Annotated in this window: 15 protein-coding genes and 2 pseudogenes; 13 read left to right on the plus strand and 4 right to left on the minus strand. The window is 62.0% G+C overall.

The features are described from left to right. The first annotated feature begins 190 nt into the window (after positions 1 to 190). The 3 genes from ASF66_RS02635 to ASF66_RS02645 all read left to right on the plus strand — a co-directional run bounded on the left by ASF66_RS02635 (position 191) and on the right by ASF66_RS02645 (position 3233). Positions 191 to 1072 (plus strand): DUF1932 domain-containing protein, encoded by an 882-nt coding sequence (locus ASF66_RS02635; RefSeq protein ID WP_056842604.1) that lies wholly within the window; start codon positions 191 to 193, stop codon positions 1070 to 1072. A gap of 10 nt (positions 1073 to 1082) precedes the next feature. Next, positions 1083 to 1787: an RraA family protein gene (locus tag ASF66_RS02640; RefSeq protein ID WP_056842605.1), complete on the plus strand. Its 705-nt coding sequence runs from the start codon at positions 1083 to 1085 to the stop codon at positions 1785 to 1787. An 84-nt stretch (positions 1788 to 1871) separates the two neighbouring features. Then, a complete protein-coding gene (locus ASF66_RS02645; RefSeq protein ID WP_056842606.1) occupies positions 1872 to 3233 on the plus strand; it encodes a CitMHS family transporter in 1362 nt (453 codons plus the stop codon). Between the two features lie 262 nt (positions 3234 to 3495). On the opposite strand, the gene ASF66_RS02650 is transcribed toward ASF66_RS02645, so the two are convergent. After that, positions 3496 to 4413: a carbohydrate kinase family protein gene (locus ASF66_RS02650; RefSeq protein ID WP_056842607.1), complete on the minus strand. Its 918-nt coding sequence runs from the start codon at positions 4411 to 4413 to the stop codon at positions 3496 to 3498. A gap of 226 nt (positions 4414 to 4639) precedes the next feature. Further along, the gene (locus tag ASF66_RS02655; protein ID WP_056842608.1) at positions 4640 to 5536 is read right to left on the minus strand and encodes a LysR substrate-binding domain-containing protein; all 897 of its coding nucleotides are present in this window, start codon (positions 5534 to 5536) and stop codon (positions 4640 to 4642) included. A 173-nt stretch (positions 5537 to 5709) separates the two neighbouring features. On the opposite strand from ASF66_RS02655, the gene ASF66_RS02660 reads away from it, so the two are divergent. From ASF66_RS02660 to ASF66_RS23135, 9 genes and pseudogenes are all read left to right on the plus strand, one after another. Continuing rightward, the gene (locus tag ASF66_RS02660) at positions 5710 to 6651 is read left to right on the plus strand and encodes a branched-chain amino acid ABC transporter permease (RefSeq protein WP_056842609.1); all 942 of its coding nucleotides are present in this window, start codon (positions 5710 to 5712) and stop codon (positions 6649 to 6651) included. Beyond that, on the plus strand, positions 6648 to 7739 hold the full coding sequence (locus tag ASF66_RS02665) for a branched-chain amino acid ABC transporter permease (protein WP_056842610.1): 1092 nt from the start codon (positions 6648 to 6650) through the stop codon (positions 7737 to 7739). The genes ASF66_RS02660 and ASF66_RS02665 overlap by 4 nt, the downstream gene beginning before the upstream one ends. Then, positions 7736 to 8509: an ABC transporter ATP-binding protein gene (locus ASF66_RS02670; protein WP_056842611.1), complete on the plus strand. Its 774-nt coding sequence runs from the start codon at positions 7736 to 7738 to the stop codon at positions 8507 to 8509. Before ASF66_RS02665 ends, ASF66_RS02670 begins: the two co-directional genes overlap by 4 nt. Then, on the plus strand, positions 8502 to 9218 hold the full coding sequence (locus ASF66_RS02675) for an ABC transporter ATP-binding protein (RefSeq protein WP_056842612.1): 717 nt from the start codon (positions 8502 to 8504) through the stop codon (positions 9216 to 9218). Before ASF66_RS02670 ends, ASF66_RS02675 begins: the two co-directional genes overlap by 8 nt. A gap of 144 nt (positions 9219 to 9362) precedes the next feature. Then, positions 9363 to 10517, plus strand: a complete 1155-nt coding sequence (locus ASF66_RS02680) for a branched-chain amino acid ABC transporter substrate-binding protein (RefSeq protein ID WP_056842613.1) — start codon at positions 9363 to 9365, stop codon at positions 10515 to 10517. A gap of 44 nt (positions 10518 to 10561) precedes the next feature. Beyond that, a complete protein-coding gene (locus ASF66_RS02685; protein WP_049859724.1) occupies positions 10562 to 11053 on the plus strand; it encodes an L-2-amino-thiazoline-4-carboxylic acid hydrolase in 492 nt (163 codons plus the stop codon). After that, on the plus strand, positions 11050 to 12282 hold the full coding sequence (locus tag ASF66_RS02690) for a Zn-dependent hydrolase (protein ID WP_056842614.1): 1233 nt from the start codon (positions 11050 to 11052) through the stop codon (positions 12280 to 12282). Before ASF66_RS02685 ends, ASF66_RS02690 begins: the two co-directional genes overlap by 4 nt. A 455-nt stretch (positions 12283 to 12737) precedes the next feature. After that, positions 12738 to 13457 (plus strand): annotated as a pseudogene (locus ASF66_RS23130) (PAS domain-containing protein); the annotation flags it as partial. Positions 13458 to 13520: 63 nt separating this feature from the next. Next, positions 13521 to 13745 (plus strand): annotated as a pseudogene (locus ASF66_RS23135) (methyl-accepting chemotaxis protein); the annotation flags it as partial. A gap of 114 nt (positions 13746 to 13859) precedes the next feature. Here the strand turns inward: ASF66_RS23135 and ASF66_RS02700 are convergent. Then, on the minus strand, positions 13860 to 14795 hold the full coding sequence (locus ASF66_RS02700) for a sensor domain-containing diguanylate cyclase (protein ID WP_056842615.1): 936 nt from the start codon (positions 14793 to 14795) through the stop codon (positions 13860 to 13862). A gap of 90 nt (positions 14796 to 14885) precedes the next feature. Then, the gene (locus ASF66_RS02705) at positions 14886 to 15200 is read right to left on the minus strand and encodes a DUF7693 family protein (RefSeq protein WP_177331281.1); all 315 of its coding nucleotides are present in this window, start codon (positions 15198 to 15200) and stop codon (positions 14886 to 14888) included. An 84-nt stretch (positions 15201 to 15284) separates the two neighbouring features. Here ASF66_RS02705 and ASF66_RS02710 point away from each other — a divergent pair, with 84 nt between their 5' ends. Continuing rightward, on the plus strand, positions 15285 to 16043 hold the full coding sequence (locus tag ASF66_RS02710; RefSeq protein ID WP_056842617.1) for a YoaK family protein: 759 nt from the start codon (positions 15285 to 15287) through the stop codon (positions 16041 to 16043). Positions 16044 to 16048: the final 5 nt, after the last annotated feature.

Raw genomic sequence — 16048 nt, forward strand, 5'->3', positions numbered from 1 at the left:
GCATTGCACGTTAGGGGCTGATGAAAGCTTTTGCAATCAACTGAAATGACTCAGCAGGCGAGCGGACTGCAGTCTTGTATTCCCGCCGAACTTAACTCACTGATCCTGCTGGATAAAAACTCCACCAGCGAAGTTTGGCACATGCCTTGCTCCCACTCCTTCAATAACAATACAAAGAAGGAACACACGGATGAAACTGGTCTTCATCGGGTTTGGCGAAGCCGCCTACCACCTGGCCACCGGTCTGCACACCCAAGCCGATCTGCAACTCGGCGCCTACGATGCCCACGCAGACGATCCCCAGCGCGGCGCGGCGATCCGCCAGCGTGCCGAGCACACCCGAGTCACACTCTTCGACTCTCTGGAAAACGCCTGCCAAGGCGCCCGCTTCATCCTCTGTCTGACCAGCGCCAGCAGCGCCCTGGCAGTGGCCGAGCGCATCCTGCCGCTGCTCGTAGCCGGGCAAACCTATGTCGACATGAACTCGGCCGCGCCCACCGTCAAGCAGGCCATCGACGCATTGCCCAGGGCGGAAGGCGTGGCGTTCTGCGACGCCGCGGTCATGGGCACGGTGCCCGGCAACAATCACCGCGTGCCCATGTTGCTGGCAGGTGAGGGCGCATCGGTTTTTGCCGAAACGTTCACGCCCCACGGCATGCGTCTGACCGTGCTCGACGCCGAGGCGGGCGCCGCGTCGGCGATCAAGATGCTCAAAAGCGTGGTGATGAAAGGCCTGCCGCAACTGCTGATCGAAGCCTTTCAGGCGGGGGAGAAGTTCGGCGTGCTCGACACCCTGGTCGAGTCGCTGGGCGAATCCCTCGATGGTAAGACCGTCGAGCAACTGGCCAACACCTTTACCGCCCGCACCCTGATCCACGCCAAGCGCCGTAGCGCCGAAATGGACGATGTGGTCGCCACCCTCGAAGACGCCGGGGTTGACGCCACCATGTCCCGGGCCAGCCATCGCCAGCTGGAAAAGCTCGCCGCCACCGACTGGCACACGCAACTGGGCGAGAACGGCAGCGAACTGGACTACCGCGCCGCCATTCGCCACCTGGTCAACCATCGCTGAGGACAATTCCATGAATACCGAACACTATCTGCCCCTGCCTGAACGGATCCCTCAAGACCTGCTCGACCGATTCCGCAAGCTCAGTCCCGCCCAATTGTGCGATGGCATGGCCAAGCTGGGCATCGCCCGCAACGGCGCCATGGACGCCGACCTGATGCCGCTCGACGAGCGCAAGATCATGCTTGGCACCGCGTACACCGTCGACACCGAAGACGGCGACAACTTTCCGATTCACGTGGCCGTGTATCAGGGGCAGCCGGGCTACGTGCTGGTGGTGGCCGGCAAGGGCTACCCGGGGCGGGCCTACATCGGCGACCTGATGGCGGGCGCTGCGCAGGCCGTCGGCCTCACCGGGCTGGTCATCGATGGCTGCGTGCGCGACAAGGTGCCGCTCGCAGAGCTGGACATCCCCGTCTACGCCAAAGGCTTCATGCAGCGCAGTCCGGGCAAGCAGGGGCCCGGCAAGATCAACACCACCGTGACCTGCGCCGGCGTCGAGGTCGCAGCGGGCGATCTGGTGTTCGGCGATTACGACGGCGTTACCGTGGTGCCGCGGGCACGCCTGCTGGAAGTGCTCGAAGCATCGGAAAAGAAGAGCGCCTACGAAGAGCAGCGCCGTGAAGTGATCGACCACTACGTGCGCTGCCGCGATAGTGGCGAGCCGCTGCCCGAGCTGGCACCGGACTGGGTCACTCAATTGCTGCAGGGCCGCTGAGGCCAGTCAGGCTCGGCGGCCAAGGCCGGGCCTGCGCAACAGACGCTGCTTCTCACGATAAAAATAATAGGTGGAGACGTTCGGATGCTGACCATTCTGGGCTATACGTTGATCACGTCGTTCCTGCTGCTGGTGATCAAGCAGAAACTTTCGCCTTTCACTGGCTTGATCGTCGTCTCACTGGCGGTCGGGGTGCTGGTGTGCCTGCTCAGCGGTGTGCCGCTGGAGATGATCATCAAGTGGATCAGGGAGGGCCTGTTCTATTCCCAGGGCGCAGACGGCAAGGTCTCCCTGGGCACCGTGAACCCGACGGTGATGATTCTGTTCGCCGTGCTGTATTTCAGCCTGATGATGAACGTGGGGCTGTTCGACCCGCTGTGCACCTATCTCATCCGCAAGGCCAACGGCGACCCGCTGAAGATCATCCTGGTGACGGCATTCACGTCCTCGGTGGTGACCCTGGACGGTGACGGCACCACCACCATCCTGATCATCACCACCGCGTTCCTGCCGCTGTACAAGCAGATGGGCATGAAGCTGTCCAACCTGGCCATGCTGATCATCCTGCCGTGCGGGCTGGGCAACTGCCTGCCCTGGGGCGGCCCGTTGGCACGGGCAGCGGCGGTGCTCAACCTGGAGGTCAACACGCTGTTCGTGGCGATCCTGCCGATTCTGGGGGTGTCGTTCATCTACGTGTTCGGCATGGCGTATCTGATGGGCATCAAGGAGCGCAAGCGCCTAGGCTTCGTTGCCGGTGAAAAGGTCATTGTCACCGCCGAGCAGATCGCCGACATGGTCACGGTCATCGAAGACCACGACAAGGAACTGAAGCGGCCCAAGCTGTTTCTGTTCAACCTGGCACTGACGGTAGCCATGCTGGTGATCCTCATCGCCGGCTGGGCCAGTGGCGCGGTGGTGTTCATGCTGGGCACGGCGCTGGCACTGACCGTCAACTACACCGCGGTGGAGCAGCGCGAGCGCATCACCGCGAACGGCGGCGATGCCGTGGCGGTGGCATCGATCATTCTGGCGGCGGGCTGCTTTCTCGGCATCTTCAACGGCAGCGGCATGGCCGGCGCGGTGGCCGAGCACATGGCCAGCCTGATTCCCGAGTCGATGGGCAGCCACACGGCGCTGATCTTCGCTTTCCTCGGCGCGCTGGCCTGCTATGCCCTGCCGGTGGACGCCTACTATTTCGGCATCCTGCCGGTGGTCGCGCCGATCGCATACAGCTTTGGCATCACCCCCACCGAAATCGGCGTCGCTTCGTTCATGGGCCAGGCGCTGCGCTACGCCAGCCCCACCGTGGCCTGGCTGTTCCTGCTGATGAACCGCACCGAGATGACCTTCGGTGAATACCAGAAGGAGTTCTTCAAGTGGTCGCTGCCGATGTTCGGGATCTTTCTGGTCACGGCCATCGTGACCGGCGAACTGCCGATCGGTTGAGTTCATTGGTTGGAGTTAATCGTGCCTGCGGTGAATTTCGACCAAGCGGCCGAGGGGCGAACCGGTCTATCCCTGTACAGCGAGTGCAGGGATACCCCCTGCGCCATCGTCGAGGGCAAAACGTGAACCCCGTATTCTAATTGACTGAAGCCGCCGACGCGCTGGGCTGCTGAATAGACGGCGTCGGCGGCTTCGCGGCCATGGACCGCTCCTACGGTGATATGCAGCCCTCCCGTAGGAGCGGTCCGTGGCCGCGAAGGGTTCAGCGCGATTCACCTGAACGCGCCAAGAGCTGTTCGACTTCTTCACGATTGGGTGCATAAGCGCCCGCATTGGCGCACGACACCGAAGCACATGCCGCAGAGAAGGCCAGGCGCGCCTGCGCCGCTTCGATGCCCAACAGGCCCGAAGCCAGCCAGCCTGCCATGCTCGCGTCGCCGGCACCCACGGTGTCGGCCACCTCGACGGCGATAGCTGCCTGCTCGACCTTGCTGCCCAGGGTGAACAACACCATGCCATCGGCGCCACGGGTGAACAGTACCTGAGCGTTCGCGTTCATCTCGCGCAGCCGCTGCAGGGCCTGTTCTTCGCTCAGGCCGGGATAGATCTGACGCAGGTCTTCATCCGACAGCTTGATGATGTCCGCCAGTTCCACCATGGCCGGAAAGGTCACCTCACGGTAACGGCTGTCCATCAGGTTGCGCCAATTGGGGTCGTAGCTGATCAGCTTGCCGTGTCGCTTCACCTGCCGAGCCACCTCCACCAGTCTGTCACCCAGTGGCTGGCGCGCCAGGCTGATGCAGCTGAAATGGCAGAGCTGCGCAGCTTCCAGCCAGCCCGCCGGCAGAAGCTGAACGTCGAAATGCAGATCGGCCTCGCCAGCGAAAAAATAACGGGGAGGGTGGCTGGAGGGCACGATCGCCACCAACGGATCGACGTCGATACGCTGCAGGAAACGCATGTCCAGGCCTGCGGCTTCGGACTGCTTGAACAGCTCATCCCCCAGCGAATCGGTACTGATCGAACCGGCGAACGCCGTCGATACCCCGAGGCGACTCATCGCCCGCGCCACGTTCCACGGCGCGCCACCCGGATAGCCCTGCCAGCGCCCAGGTGCGTGTTGGACCAGATCGGTGAGTGCTTCACCAAACACCACGACTGCGGGTAGTTGCCTGTTCATCCAGCTTCCTCTTGTTATGTGGGGCGTCGCTCGAATGGATCGAACGCGGAGCCGGGCAACATCGCCGCGGGCATCCGCAAAGTTTCGGCAACATACTCTGAAAGGCCGGGGCGCTGGTAGCCTGGTTTTTGCACGGTGTTGATACTTTTTTGCCAGCGGGTTCAGTCGCGTACACCGCTGCGGCTGCAGCGTCGGCCCGGTTGCAGCGTCCGTCAGCGCTCATAGATCATTTTCCCAGTGTGCGCTTTATCCACTCGTACAGTTTGCTGCCCTCGACCGACAGCTCGCCACCCGTGCGGCGGCACAGATAGTACGCGCGCCCATCGTCGATTTCCCGCGGCGACAGCCTGATCAGTTCGCCCGAGGCCTCCAGGTGCGCCACCATCGGCGCCCGCAACAGGCCGCAACCCAAGCCCGTGAGCGTTGCGGTCAGCGTCAGTTGGCCGTCTTCGAACAGCATGCCTTGCAGTGCGCCAGGGTGTTTGGTACCGCCTTCGGCAAACCACTGCGCCCAGGTGCCGCGCTCTTCATCGTGCAGCAGCGGCACCTGGCGCAGATCTTCCAGGCTGTCCAGTGGGCCACGGGCGGCGTGAAAATCCCGGCTGCAATAGGGGGTGAGCGCGCCGCTGAGCAGCAGCTCGCTATGGTAGCCAGGCCAGTGCCCGGTACCGAATCGGATCGACAGGTCCGCCGCATCGCTGGGATAACTGCGGTGGTTCGCGTACGTCACGTTGATGTCCAGCCCCGGGTTCTCCTGAAGGAACATCGGCAGGCGTGGAATGAACAGGTTGAAGCCGAACATGGGAATCATGCTGATGGTGATCTGCCGCAGTGCGGATTTTTCGCGCACATGTTCAGTGGCGCTGCGCAGCACCGCAAACGCGGAGCGGATGGCCCGGTAGTATTCGCGGCCCTCTTCGGTCAGCACCAGGTTGCGCCCCTGACGTATGGTCAGTGGCTGTTGCAGGAAGGTTTCCAACAAGCGCAACTGATGACTGACCGCAGAGGGTGAAATGTCCAGTTCGCGTGCGGCGGAATTGACCCCACCGTGACGGGCGAAGGCTTCGAACGTGCGCACGGCACGCAGCGGGGGATCGTTGGGTAATTGTTCTAAAATATTCATGTATTGAATTTAGCACGTCTTCGAAATGTGTGGAAACCCCTGATTTTATTCATCTATTGAGCTGTACATTGCGTTAAATCAGATGGAATAAGCTTAGTAGAATTAGAGAGTTGATAAAAACAGAATAGATTATTACTGTGCCGCGGTCGTCGTCTTCGGAATGGTTCAACACCATGGATACCTTCATCCAGCAGGTGCTCAACGGGCTCTTGCTCGGCAGCCTGTATGCCTTGATCGCCCTGGGCTACACCATGGTCTACGGGATCTTGCGTATCATCAACTTCGCCCACGGCGATCTGCTCATGGTCGGTGCCCTGGTGGGCCTGTCTTCACTGCAGGGGTTGCAGGCTGCACTGCCTGACTTGCCTGGCGTGGTCCAGCTACTGCTGGCAACGCTCCTGGCCATGGCCAGCTGCGCGGTACTGGCCATCGTGATCGAACGCGTAGCCTACCGCCGCCTGCGGCAGGCGCCACGGTTGGCGCCGCTGATCAGTGGAATCGGCGTGTCATTGCTGCTGCAAACCGTGGCCATGCTCATATGGTCGCGCAATCCACTGATGTTTCCCCAACTGCTGCCGCTCGACCCCATCCAGGTAACACCCGGCCCCACGGGCGCGATCACCAATGCGACCGCGCTGACGAGCATCGCTGTTGCCTTGGCGGTGATGGCTGGTTTGTGGCTGCTGGTTGAACGCACCCGGCTGGGCCGGGCCATGCGCGCGGTGGCGGAGAACCCGCAGGTGGCAAGCCTGATGGGCATCGATCCCGATCGCGTTATCGTCATCACCTTTGCCGTAGGCGGCGCGTTGGCAGCATTGGCTGGCGTGATGATGGCCAGCAACTACGGAAGCGCCAACTTCTATATGGGGTTTCTGCCGGGCATCAAGGCGTTCACCGCAGCCGTGCTGGGAGGCATCGGCAACCTGCGCGGCGCCATGCTTGGTGGCATCTTGCTGGGTCTGATCGAAGCGCTGGGCACCGGTTATCTGGGGCAGGCCACGGGTGGCGTGCTGGGCAGCAACTATCAGGACGTGTTCGCGTTTCTGGTGTTGATCGCGGTGCTGGTCCTGCGGCCCTCGGGCATCCTGGGCGAACGTCTGGCCAGCCGCGCATGAACGGTCTATCGATAGGATCCGTTGCCAAGGCACGAGCCGGAGGGCTGTTGCTGGCCGTGGCCGTCTTGCTGGCACCCTGGGTAGTGGGGCAGGCCGGTGGCAATTCCTGGGTGCGGACCCTGGACTTTGCGCTGCTCTACCTGATGCTGGCGCTGGGGCTGAACATCGTCGTGGGCTATGCCGGTCTGTTGGACATGGGGTTTATCGCGTTCTACGCGGTGGGCGCCTACTTGACTGCGCTGTTGGCCTCGCCGCATCTGACGATGCACTTCGCCTTGCTGGCGGACTGGTTCGGACCGGGGCTGCATGTCGGCATCGGTTGGCTGGTGCCGTTGGCCGCACTGCTGGCAGCCGGCGTCGGTGTACTTCTGGGCGCGCCGACCCTGCGCTTGCGCGGTGACTACCTGGCCATCGTTACCTTGGGCTTCGGTGAAATCATTCGTGTACTGATGCGCAACCTGGATCGCCCGGTGAACATCACCAACGGTGCCAAAGGTATTTCCTCGGTGGATCCGGTCAGCCTGTTCGGTTTCAGCCTGGCGCGAACCCAGGATGTATTGGGTCTGCGCCTGCCCTCGGTCTACCTCTACTATTACCTGTTCGCCGCCTTGGCGTTGGCGATCGTATTCATCTGCATGCGCCTGGAGAATTCGCGTATCGGCCGCGCCTGGGTCGCGATTCGGGAGGACGAAGACGCCGCCAAGGCCATGGGTATCGACACCGTGCGTTTCAAATTGCTGGCCTTTGCCATGGGCGCTGCATTCGGTGGCGTGAGCGGCGCCATGTTTGCTTCGTTTCAGGGTTTCGTGTCGCCGGAGTCGTTCAGCCTCAACGAATCCATCGTGGTATTGGCCATGGTGGTGCTGGGCGGTATGGGCCACATTCCGGGCGTGGTGTTGGGCTGCCTGTTGCTGGCGGCATTGCCCGAACTGCTGCGCGCCAGTCTGGCACCGCTGCAACAGGCCCTGTTCGGTTATGTGCCGGTCGATCCAGAGATCATCCGCCAGTTGATCTACGGCCTAGCCCTCATCCTGGCGATGCTGTACCGACCGGCCGGGCTGTGGCCGGCATCGGGAGGTGGACGATGAGCGCACCTGTATTGCAGATCGAACAGGTCAGCATGCGCTTCGGCGGAGTACTCGCGCTCGACGACGTCAGCCTGAACATCACGCCAGGTCATGTGCATGGATTGATCGGGCCCAACGGGGCGGGCAAGACCACCTTCTTCAATGTGATCACCGGGCTGTACCAGGCCGAGCAAGGGCGCTTCCTGCTCGACGGCGTTGCCTACCGGCCGACGCAGGTGCACAAGGTGGCACAGGCTGGAATCGCCCGTACGTTCCAGAACATTCGCCTGTTCAAAGGCATGACGGTCCTGGAAAACGTCATGGTCGGGCGCCATGTGCGCACCCACAACGGCCTGTGGGCTGCCCTGACACGGCACCGCCGCGCGCGTGACGAAGAGCGCGAAACCCGCGACACGGCGCAGGAGCTGCTGGATTACGTCGGCATTGGCCAATGGGCCGACAGCCCAGCCGATTCACTTTCATATGGGCATCAGCGTCGTCTGGAAATCGCCCGTGCGCTGGCCACCGGACCCAGGTTGCTGGCGCTCGATGAGCCAGCAGCCGGCATGAACGCCACCGAGAAGCTTCAGCTGCGCAGCCTGCTGGAGAGAATTCGCGATGACGGACACACCGTGCTGCTGATCGAGCATGACGTGAAACTGGTGATGGGCATCTGCGACCGCATCAGCGTCCTGGACTACGGTCGGGTGATTGCCGAGGGCGCGCCCGATGAGGTCCGTCGACACCCGGCTGTGATCCAGGCCTACCTGGGAGGAGGCGCTCATGTCTGACGTGCTGCTGGATATTCGCGACCTGCGCGTGCGGTACGGCGCCATCGAAGCGGTGAAAGGCATCGATCTGCACGTCAATGCCGGCGAGCGCGTCACTCTCATCGGCGCCAACGGCGCAGGCAAGACGTCGACCCTCAAGGCGTTGGCCGGCCTGTTGCCCATGGCCTCTGGCGACATCCGATTCGACGGTCATTCCATTCGCGCGGTTCCGGCCCACCGCCTGCCCCGGCAGGGCATTGCCCTGGTGCCGGAGGGGCGCGGCATCTTTGCCCGCATGAGCGTGCTGGAGAATCTTCAGGCTGGCGCCTACCTGAGGCGTGACCGCGAGCGAGTCGATGAAGACATGGAAGGGCTGTTCGAGCATTTTCCGCGTCTGCGCGAGCGCCTGGGTCAGTCCGCCGGGCTGTTGTCCGGCGGCGAGCAACAGATGTTGGCCCTGGCTCGAGCGCTGCTGTCACGTCCACGGCTGCTGATTCTGGATGAACCGTCGATGGGCCTTGCGCCCATCATGGTCGAGAAGATCTTCGCGGTGATAGACGCGGTGTGCCAGGCCGGCATGACGCTGCTGTTGGTGGAGCAGAACGCTCGCCTGGCGCTGCAGGTGACCGACCGCGCCTATGTAATGGACAGCGGTCGCATCCATCTCACTGGCAACAGTGCTGCACTGCTCAATGATCCCGGCATCCGCGAGGCCTATCTGGGTGAATGAACGCTCGATCGGATGACGATGGCGCAGGTGTTCCTCCCCGATCTTTTTTCGAACTTTGCTGCACCTTCGACGCTACCGGACGGCCGGCGTGTTCCGACCCGCGTATGACTGGCATCGCCAGCCCGAGAACCACAGGAAATCGACATGAAACGTTCTACTCCATTCAAACGCGCCGCCGTCATCGGACTGGCCCTCAGCGGCCTGGCCAGCGCCATCGCCCAGGCCGATCAGGAAGTACTGATTGGCCTGGCCGGCCCCCTGACCGGTCCCTCTGCCCGTATCGGCAAAGATCTGGAAAACGGCGCACGCCTGGCCATCAGTGACGCCAATGCGCGGCACATCAAGATTGGTGGCCAAGCCGTTACCTTCAAACTGTTGAGCGAAGATGACCAGTCCGACCCGCGCACTGCGGTGACCGTGGCCCAGCGTCTGGTAGACGCCGGCGTCGTTGGCGTAGTGGGGCACTGGAACACAGGCACCAGCATTCCGGCGGCACGGGTCTACCACGATGCCGGTATTGCCCAGGTAGCACCGGTCGCCACCGGCCATGCGTACACCCAGCAGGGCTTCGATACCAGTTTCCGCATCATGGGCCATGACGACGACGGCGGTCAGGTAGCGGGCGATTACGCGCTCAAGACGCTGAAAGCGCAGCGTATTGCCGTCATCGATGACCGTACCGCCTTCGGACAAGGTTTGGCTGACCAGTTCGTCAAGTCGGTCGACAACCACGCAGGCCACGTTGTCGCCCGCGAATACGTGGACGACAAGACCGTCGATTTCAGCCCGGTGCTGACGACGCTCAAGGCGCAGAATCCGGACCTGATCTTCTTCGGCGGCGTCGATGCTCAGGCGGCTCCTTTGGCACGTCGCATCAAGCAACTGGGCATCAATGCCACGTTGATGGGCGCCGGTGGTTTCGTCAGCCAGACGTTCCTGGAACTGGCGCAGAAAGACGGAGAAGGCGTAACGGCACTGGAGCCGGGCCTGGCGGTGTCGCAGATGCCGGGTGGCAAGGCTTTCGAACAGGCCTACCGCGAGCGTTTCAAGGCGCCCATCGAATTGCACGCGCCGTTTGCTTACGACGGTGTCGGCGTCCTGATCGCCGCCCTGGAAAAAGCCGACTCGGTGGATCCGGCCAAGTACTTGCCGGTCTTGCGTGCAAGTCAGTATTCAGGAGTCACCGGCACCATCGCCTTCGACGCTCAGGGCAACCTCAAGGACCCTTCGTTCACGGTGTACCAGGTCAAGGCCAATCAATGGCAGCCGGTCAGCGTGGCTCACGGCGAACAACAGTAACCAGAATGGCGCGGGCCAACCCGCGCCTTTGCAGGAGAAAGAGCATGAGCAGTCATGACGGTGAGTTGGGCATTCTGGCCCGTCGGCGCATCGAAGCCGAAATCATCAAGCCGATCTACGAGATTCTCAAACGCGAACACGGCCAGGCCCACGCCGCTGCGGTGATCGGCGAGGCCGTGGGCAACGCCGCGATCGAAGCAGGCCGACACTTCGCCGCACGTGAGCCTGAGGGTGCCGACCTGCAAAGTTTCGTCGAACTGCAGGTACTGTGGGAGAAGGACGATGCCCTGAAAGTCGAAGTCATCGCCAGCGATGCCCAACATTATGACTATGACGTGCAGCGTTGCCGCTATGCCGAGATGTACCACGAAATGGGCCTGGGCGAGATCGGCCATCTGCTCTCATGCAATCGCGACGAATTGTTCATCGTGGGCTATAACCCCGACATCGAGTTGACCCGTACCCAAACCATCATGGGCGGTGCGCCGCGCTGTGATTTTCGCTATCGCGCCAAGCCTCAGGAGGCTGGGTCATGAGCGCGGCGCTGCGAGTCGACGGCGAGCGTCTATGGGAATCGCTGATGACCATGGCCCAGCATGGCGCCACATCCGCTGGCGGCGTCTCGCGCCTGGCATTGAGCGATGAGGACCGCCTGGGCCGCGATCTTTTCGTGCAATGGGCGCGCGCGGCCGGCTGCAGCATTCGTGTCGACACCATGGGTAACATCTTCGCGCGCCGTGAAGGCACTGACCCCACCCTGGCGCCTGTACTGACCGGCTCACACGGCGACTCCCAGCCGGCTGGCGGCAAGTTCGATGGCATCTATGGCGTGCTGGCTGGCCTGGAAGTGCTGCGCACCCTCAACGATCAAGGTGTTCAGACGCGGCGGGCCATTGAGGTGGTCAACTGGACCAACGAGGAGGGTTCGCGCTTCGCCCCGGCGATGATCGCTTCCGGGGTCTATACCGGTGTCTTCGACCTGGCCTATGGTTTGTCGCGTACAGACGCGCAAGGCGTGAGCCTTGGGCAGGCGCTGGAGCACATCGGCTACGCGGGTAGCCATCCCTGCCAGGCCGGGCCGGTGCATGCGGCGTTCGAGTTGCACATCGAGCAGGGGCCGATCCTGGAGGCGCAGGATTTCACCATTGGCGTCGTAACCGGGGCGCAGGGGCAGCGCTGGTATGAAGTCGACCTGATCGGACGCAGCGCTCACGCCGGTACCACGCCAATGGACCATCGCCTGGATGCCCTGTTGGGATTTGCGCGAGTCGTGGAAGCGGTGAACGGCCTCGGTCTCGCCCATGGCGACGAAGGCCGCGCCACGGTGGGCATGGCGCAGATCCATCCCAACTCACGCAACGTGGTGCCGGGGCGGGTGCATTTCAGCGTTGAATTCCGTCATCCCGATGAGTACGCACTGGAGCAACTCGATGGCCTATTACGCACGGCGGTACGTGACATCGCCGAGGCCATAGGTCTGCACTGGCAAGTCGAGCAGATTTTCCAGTATGCCCCCATCGCGTTCGATGCCGACTGTGTGGATGTGGTCCGCAGCGCCAGTGAACAGCTGGGCTATCGCAGTCGTTCGATCATCTCCGGTGCCGGGCATGACGCCTGTTACCTGAACCGGGTGGCGCCCACCGCCATGATCTTCGTTCCCTGCGTGGATGGCCTGAGCCATAACGAGGCAGAGCACATCCACCCGCACTGGGCCGAAGCCGGCGCGAACGTGTTGTTGCAGGCGGTGTTGGGCAAGGCTGGGTGAGGGAAGGGGACTGGCCCGTATCCAATCATTCTGTTTGCAGCAATCTCATGACTCACGGACTGACCGGAGAAACCTTTAAAAACCTATACAGTTTTCCAGTTCTGTGACGATACAGGTGGCGAGGTGCCATGGATCAGGCCCGCCACCTGTATAGAGCTCTGTTCATGCCTGTCCTGTTTCCTTTGCGCCGCGATCGGCGCGCCTTGCAACAATTGCTGTCCGCCCTCACTCAGGGTACCGAACCTCAGCTGCGAGGGTGTGCCGCCGCCCCGGCGGTCAATCGCGCGCTGGAGGCCGTCAATCAATCCCGCAGCCACGCCGAAACACGGATTGCCGCCCTCGAAGCGGAACTTGAAACCGCCCGCGAACTGTTGCGCGAAACCGAACAGGCGGCTCGTGCCCACGAGGTCAGATTCGACCTGGTCAACCGCGCCTCCAGCGAAGGCTTGTGGGACATGGAGGTGGTGGCCGGCGACCCGGTCAATCCCAACAATCGCTTCTGGTGGTCGCAGCAGCTGCGCAACCTGCTGGGTTTCAATGACGAGCGTGATTTCCCCAACGTGCTGGCCAGTTGGGCAGATCGCCTGCATCCGCAGGACAAACAAGCGACGCTGGATGCCTTCGCACGTCACCTCAACGACAAGTCAGGCCACACGCCATACAAGGTGAAGAATCGCCTGGCGATGAAAGACGGCAGCTACCGCTGGTTCTACGCCCATGGCGAGACCCTGCGCGATGCCCAGGGCCGGCCTGTGCGGGTCGCCGGCTCGTTGCGCGACATTCACGATGAGCTGCAACGGGACCATGAGCACGAAGTGATCATCACGCGGTTCGAGCTGGCTCGGGAGATGCTGTCCGATGGCCTCTGGGACATGGAGGTGATCGCTGGGGATCCGGTCAACCCGAAGAATCCCTTCTGGTGGTCGACGCAATTTCGCAGGCTGCTGGGCTTCGAAACCGTCGAAGAGTTCCCCGATGTACTCGACAGCTGGGCCTCCAGACTGCACCCCGAGGACAAGGAACGCAGCCTGGCTGCTTTCGGCAGCCACCTGAACGATCGCTCGGGCAAGACGCCGTTCGACATCGAGTACCGGCTGAAGATGAAAACCGGCGAGTACCGCTGGTTCCGCGCTCGCGGCCAGACTCGTCGGGATGCGCAGGGCGCACCCCTGCGCGTGGTCGGCGCGCTGGTGGACGTCAATCTGCTGCACGAGCAGCAGGCGTTGCGCGAAGCGGAGGTGGAGCACCAGCGCACCCTGGAAGACAACATTGCGCAGCTGTCGCAGATCGTGTCCACCATCCAGAGCATCGCCAATCAGACCAACCTGCTGGCGCTGAACGCGGCCATCGAAGCAGCGCGCGCGGGCGAAGCCGGGCGCGGGTTCGCCGTGGTCGCGGACGAGGTGCGCAAGCTGGCTACGCGCACGACCGAAGCGACTGAGCAGGCGGCCGGGATGATTTCGCGGTAAAACCTCGTGGCCGGGCGCCTGTGCAAGGCGTCCGAGACGATCTCGGGTTGATAACATCATGACAAGGCGTGGGGTTTGGGTGTCCGACCCCTCTGTTCGTCTTCGTGATCACTGCGCCGAATACACCTTGATCTGCGATCTGCCCGCGCGCTTGGCCTGGTACAGCGCCTCATCCGCATGGCGCAGCAGCGTGTGCACGTCCTCGCCCGCTTCGGGGTAGAACGCGATGCCTATCGATGAGGTGGTGTGGATTTCCTGGCCCTTCACGTTCCACCGGTGGCTCAGGGATTCGCACAGGCGGCTGGCAACCTGAAGCGCCTGTGCCTGATCGGTGTGCGGTAGAAACGCAACGAACTCGTCGCCACCGATGCGACCGAACAGATCGCTTTCGCGCAGGCAGAGGCGGGTGCGTCGGGCGAAAGCGATCAGCAATTCGTCGCCGAGTTCGTGACCCCGCTGGTCGTTGATCAGCTTGAAGCGATCCAGGTCCATGTAGATGAGTGCCGAAGGCAGTGGGGTGCTGGCAGGCGTCGTGGTTTGAGCCAATGCATGGGCGATCAGATCGAGAATCCCCCTGCGGTTGGATATACCGGTCAAGGCATCCAGGTGGGCGAGGTTCTTGAAGCGTTCTTCGCTGGCTTGGAGGGCCTTCTCGGCAAGCTTGCGTTCGGTGATGTTGCGGCTGACGATCAGCAGCCGGTAGCGCGTGCCGTCGGCATTGAAGGAGGGCGTCTTGATGACCTCCCAGGTATTGATGCGGTTATCCTGACCCATGAAGGATTTTTCGACGATCGTTGCGCGGCGGTTGCGCCAGGCCAACTCGTCTGTCTCGATGTTGCGCGCGAAACCCTCGGCAAACTTCGGCTGCAAGGTGAGCAGTTCGGCATCGGTTATGCCGACGTAGTCGAAGCTGCTCATTTCGTAGGCGGCAAGGGCCGTCTTGTTGCAGAACAGCCATCGTCCGGCGCCGTCCTTGACGACGATGAACTCCTGAATGGCGTTCAGGAGGGACAGAAAATCTACGTGATCGGCATTCGGAGGCATGGTGGGGTGTTACCAGCGGGGCAGGGTAGCTTGATGAAAGGGTATCGGCTGCGGCTATGGGGTCTGAAGACCGGCTGTCGAAGGCTCGGCTCAGACTTCAGCCAGCAATTGCGCCAGCCGAGCATGCTCCCAGGTGCTCAAGAGTTCGATAGGATCGGTGCCGTACCGCTGGGCCGAGTCGAAGGCATACAGTCGGCCTTCAGGACTCTGGCAACGCTCGCAGTGGAAGCGAGCGTCGTCATGCTGATGGAAGGTAATGAGCCACCCATCGGCGCCGACCGTCAGCGTTGAGTCGAGGGTGTTGGCCCAGCACGCGTCGCCCAGACGGTATAACGTGCGAGTCCCCAAGGCGATGTCTCGAAGCAACTGGCAGGTTTCGCGTGCGGTGAGAGGAGTTACGGACACCAGAAGGCTGCCACTTGAAAAAAAGAAGGGCATGTTACAGGACTTTGGCGTATTGAACGGCTCATCACATCGAGAAAGGACAGCATGCCGATTCACTATTCAAGAAAGCTGACCGGCAGAGACCGCAGCAAGGCTGGCAACACGCAATTGGGATGTATCCTCGCGTTCGTTGCCGGAGCCATCAACGCAGGTGGATTTCTGGCCGTGCAGCAATACACGTCGCATATGACCGGTATCGTGTCGGCGATGGCCGATCATCTCGCTCTGGGTGCTTACGAGGTGGCCCTGGCAGGAATCGGAGCATTGTTTTCGTTTCTCGTTGGGGCGGCATGCTCAGCCATCATGGTGAACTTCGCTCGTCGTCATGACCTGCACAGCGAATACGCGTTGCCCCTTCTGGTAGAGGCCGGATTGTTGCTGTGCTTTGGTCTGCTGGGTGCTCGGCTCGCGGGGGTCGACGGCCTGTTCGTTTCCCTGACGGTGATGCTGCTGTGTTTCATCATGGGGCTGCAAAACGCGCTCATCACCAAACTCTCTGGAGCGGAGATACGCACGACTCATATCACGGGCATCGTGACCGATATCGGTATCGAGATAGGGAAGTTGCTGTATTGGAACGGCTCCAGTCCAATCAATCCGTTGAAGGTATCGGCAAACCTGCCGCGCCTGATGACTTTGACTTCGCTCCTGGGTTTTTTCTTTCTGGGGGGGCTGATCGGGGCACTGGGGTTCAAGACTATTGGCTATGTTGCAACGATTCCGCTGGCGTTGACGCTGATGTTGCTGGTTCTGGTGCCTGTTGCCGACGACCTGAATCGGTTTGCGAGAAACCGAAGCCGGTAAAATGT

It is taken from the genome of Pseudomonas sp. Leaf129, assembly GCF_001423465.1.
Taxonomy (GTDB): domain Bacteria; phylum Pseudomonadota; class Gammaproteobacteria; order Pseudomonadales; family Pseudomonadaceae; genus Aquipseudomonas; species Aquipseudomonas coleopterorum.

Excerpts from the sequence above, each read along its gene's own strand:
- ASF66_RS02635 (WP_056842604.1), top strand. The coding sequence starts at position 191 with ATGAAACTGGTCTTCATCGGGTTTGGCGAAGCCGCCTACCACCTGGCC.
- ASF66_RS02640 (WP_056842605.1), top strand. The coding sequence starts at position 1,083 with ATGAATACCGAACACTATCTGCCCCTGCCTGAACGGATCCCTCAAGAC.
- ASF66_RS02645 (WP_056842606.1), top strand. The coding sequence starts at position 1,872 with ATGCTGACCATTCTGGGCTATACGTTGATCACGTCGTTCCTGCTGCTG.
- ASF66_RS02650 (WP_056842607.1), bottom strand. The coding sequence starts at position 4,413 with ATGAACAGGCAACTACCCGCAGTCGTGGTGTTTGGTGAAGCACTCACC.
- ASF66_RS02655 (WP_056842608.1), bottom strand. The coding sequence starts at position 5,536 with ATGAATATTTTAGAACAATTACCCAACGATCCCCCGCTGCGTGCCGTG.
- ASF66_RS02660 (WP_056842609.1), top strand. The coding sequence starts at position 5,710 with ATGGATACCTTCATCCAGCAGGTGCTCAACGGGCTCTTGCTCGGCAGC.
- ASF66_RS02665 (WP_056842610.1), top strand. The coding sequence starts at position 6,648 with ATGAACGGTCTATCGATAGGATCCGTTGCCAAGGCACGAGCCGGAGGG.
- ASF66_RS02670 (WP_056842611.1), top strand. The coding sequence starts at position 7,736 with ATGAGCGCACCTGTATTGCAGATCGAACAGGTCAGCATGCGCTTCGGC.
- ASF66_RS02675 (WP_056842612.1), top strand. The coding sequence starts at position 8,502 with ATGTCTGACGTGCTGCTGGATATTCGCGACCTGCGCGTGCGGTACGGC.
- ASF66_RS02680 (WP_056842613.1), top strand. The coding sequence starts at position 9,363 with ATGAAACGTTCTACTCCATTCAAACGCGCCGCCGTCATCGGACTGGCC.
- ASF66_RS02685 (WP_049859724.1), top strand. The coding sequence starts at position 10,562 with ATGAGCAGTCATGACGGTGAGTTGGGCATTCTGGCCCGTCGGCGCATC.
- ASF66_RS02690 (WP_056842614.1), top strand. The coding sequence starts at position 11,050 with ATGAGCGCGGCGCTGCGAGTCGACGGCGAGCGTCTATGGGAATCGCTG.
- ASF66_RS02700 (WP_056842615.1), bottom strand. The coding sequence starts at position 14,795 with ATGCCTCCGAATGCCGATCACGTAGATTTTCTGTCCCTCCTGAACGCC.
- ASF66_RS02710 (WP_056842617.1), top strand. The coding sequence starts at position 15,285 with ATGCCGATTCACTATTCAAGAAAGCTGACCGGCAGAGACCGCAGCAAG.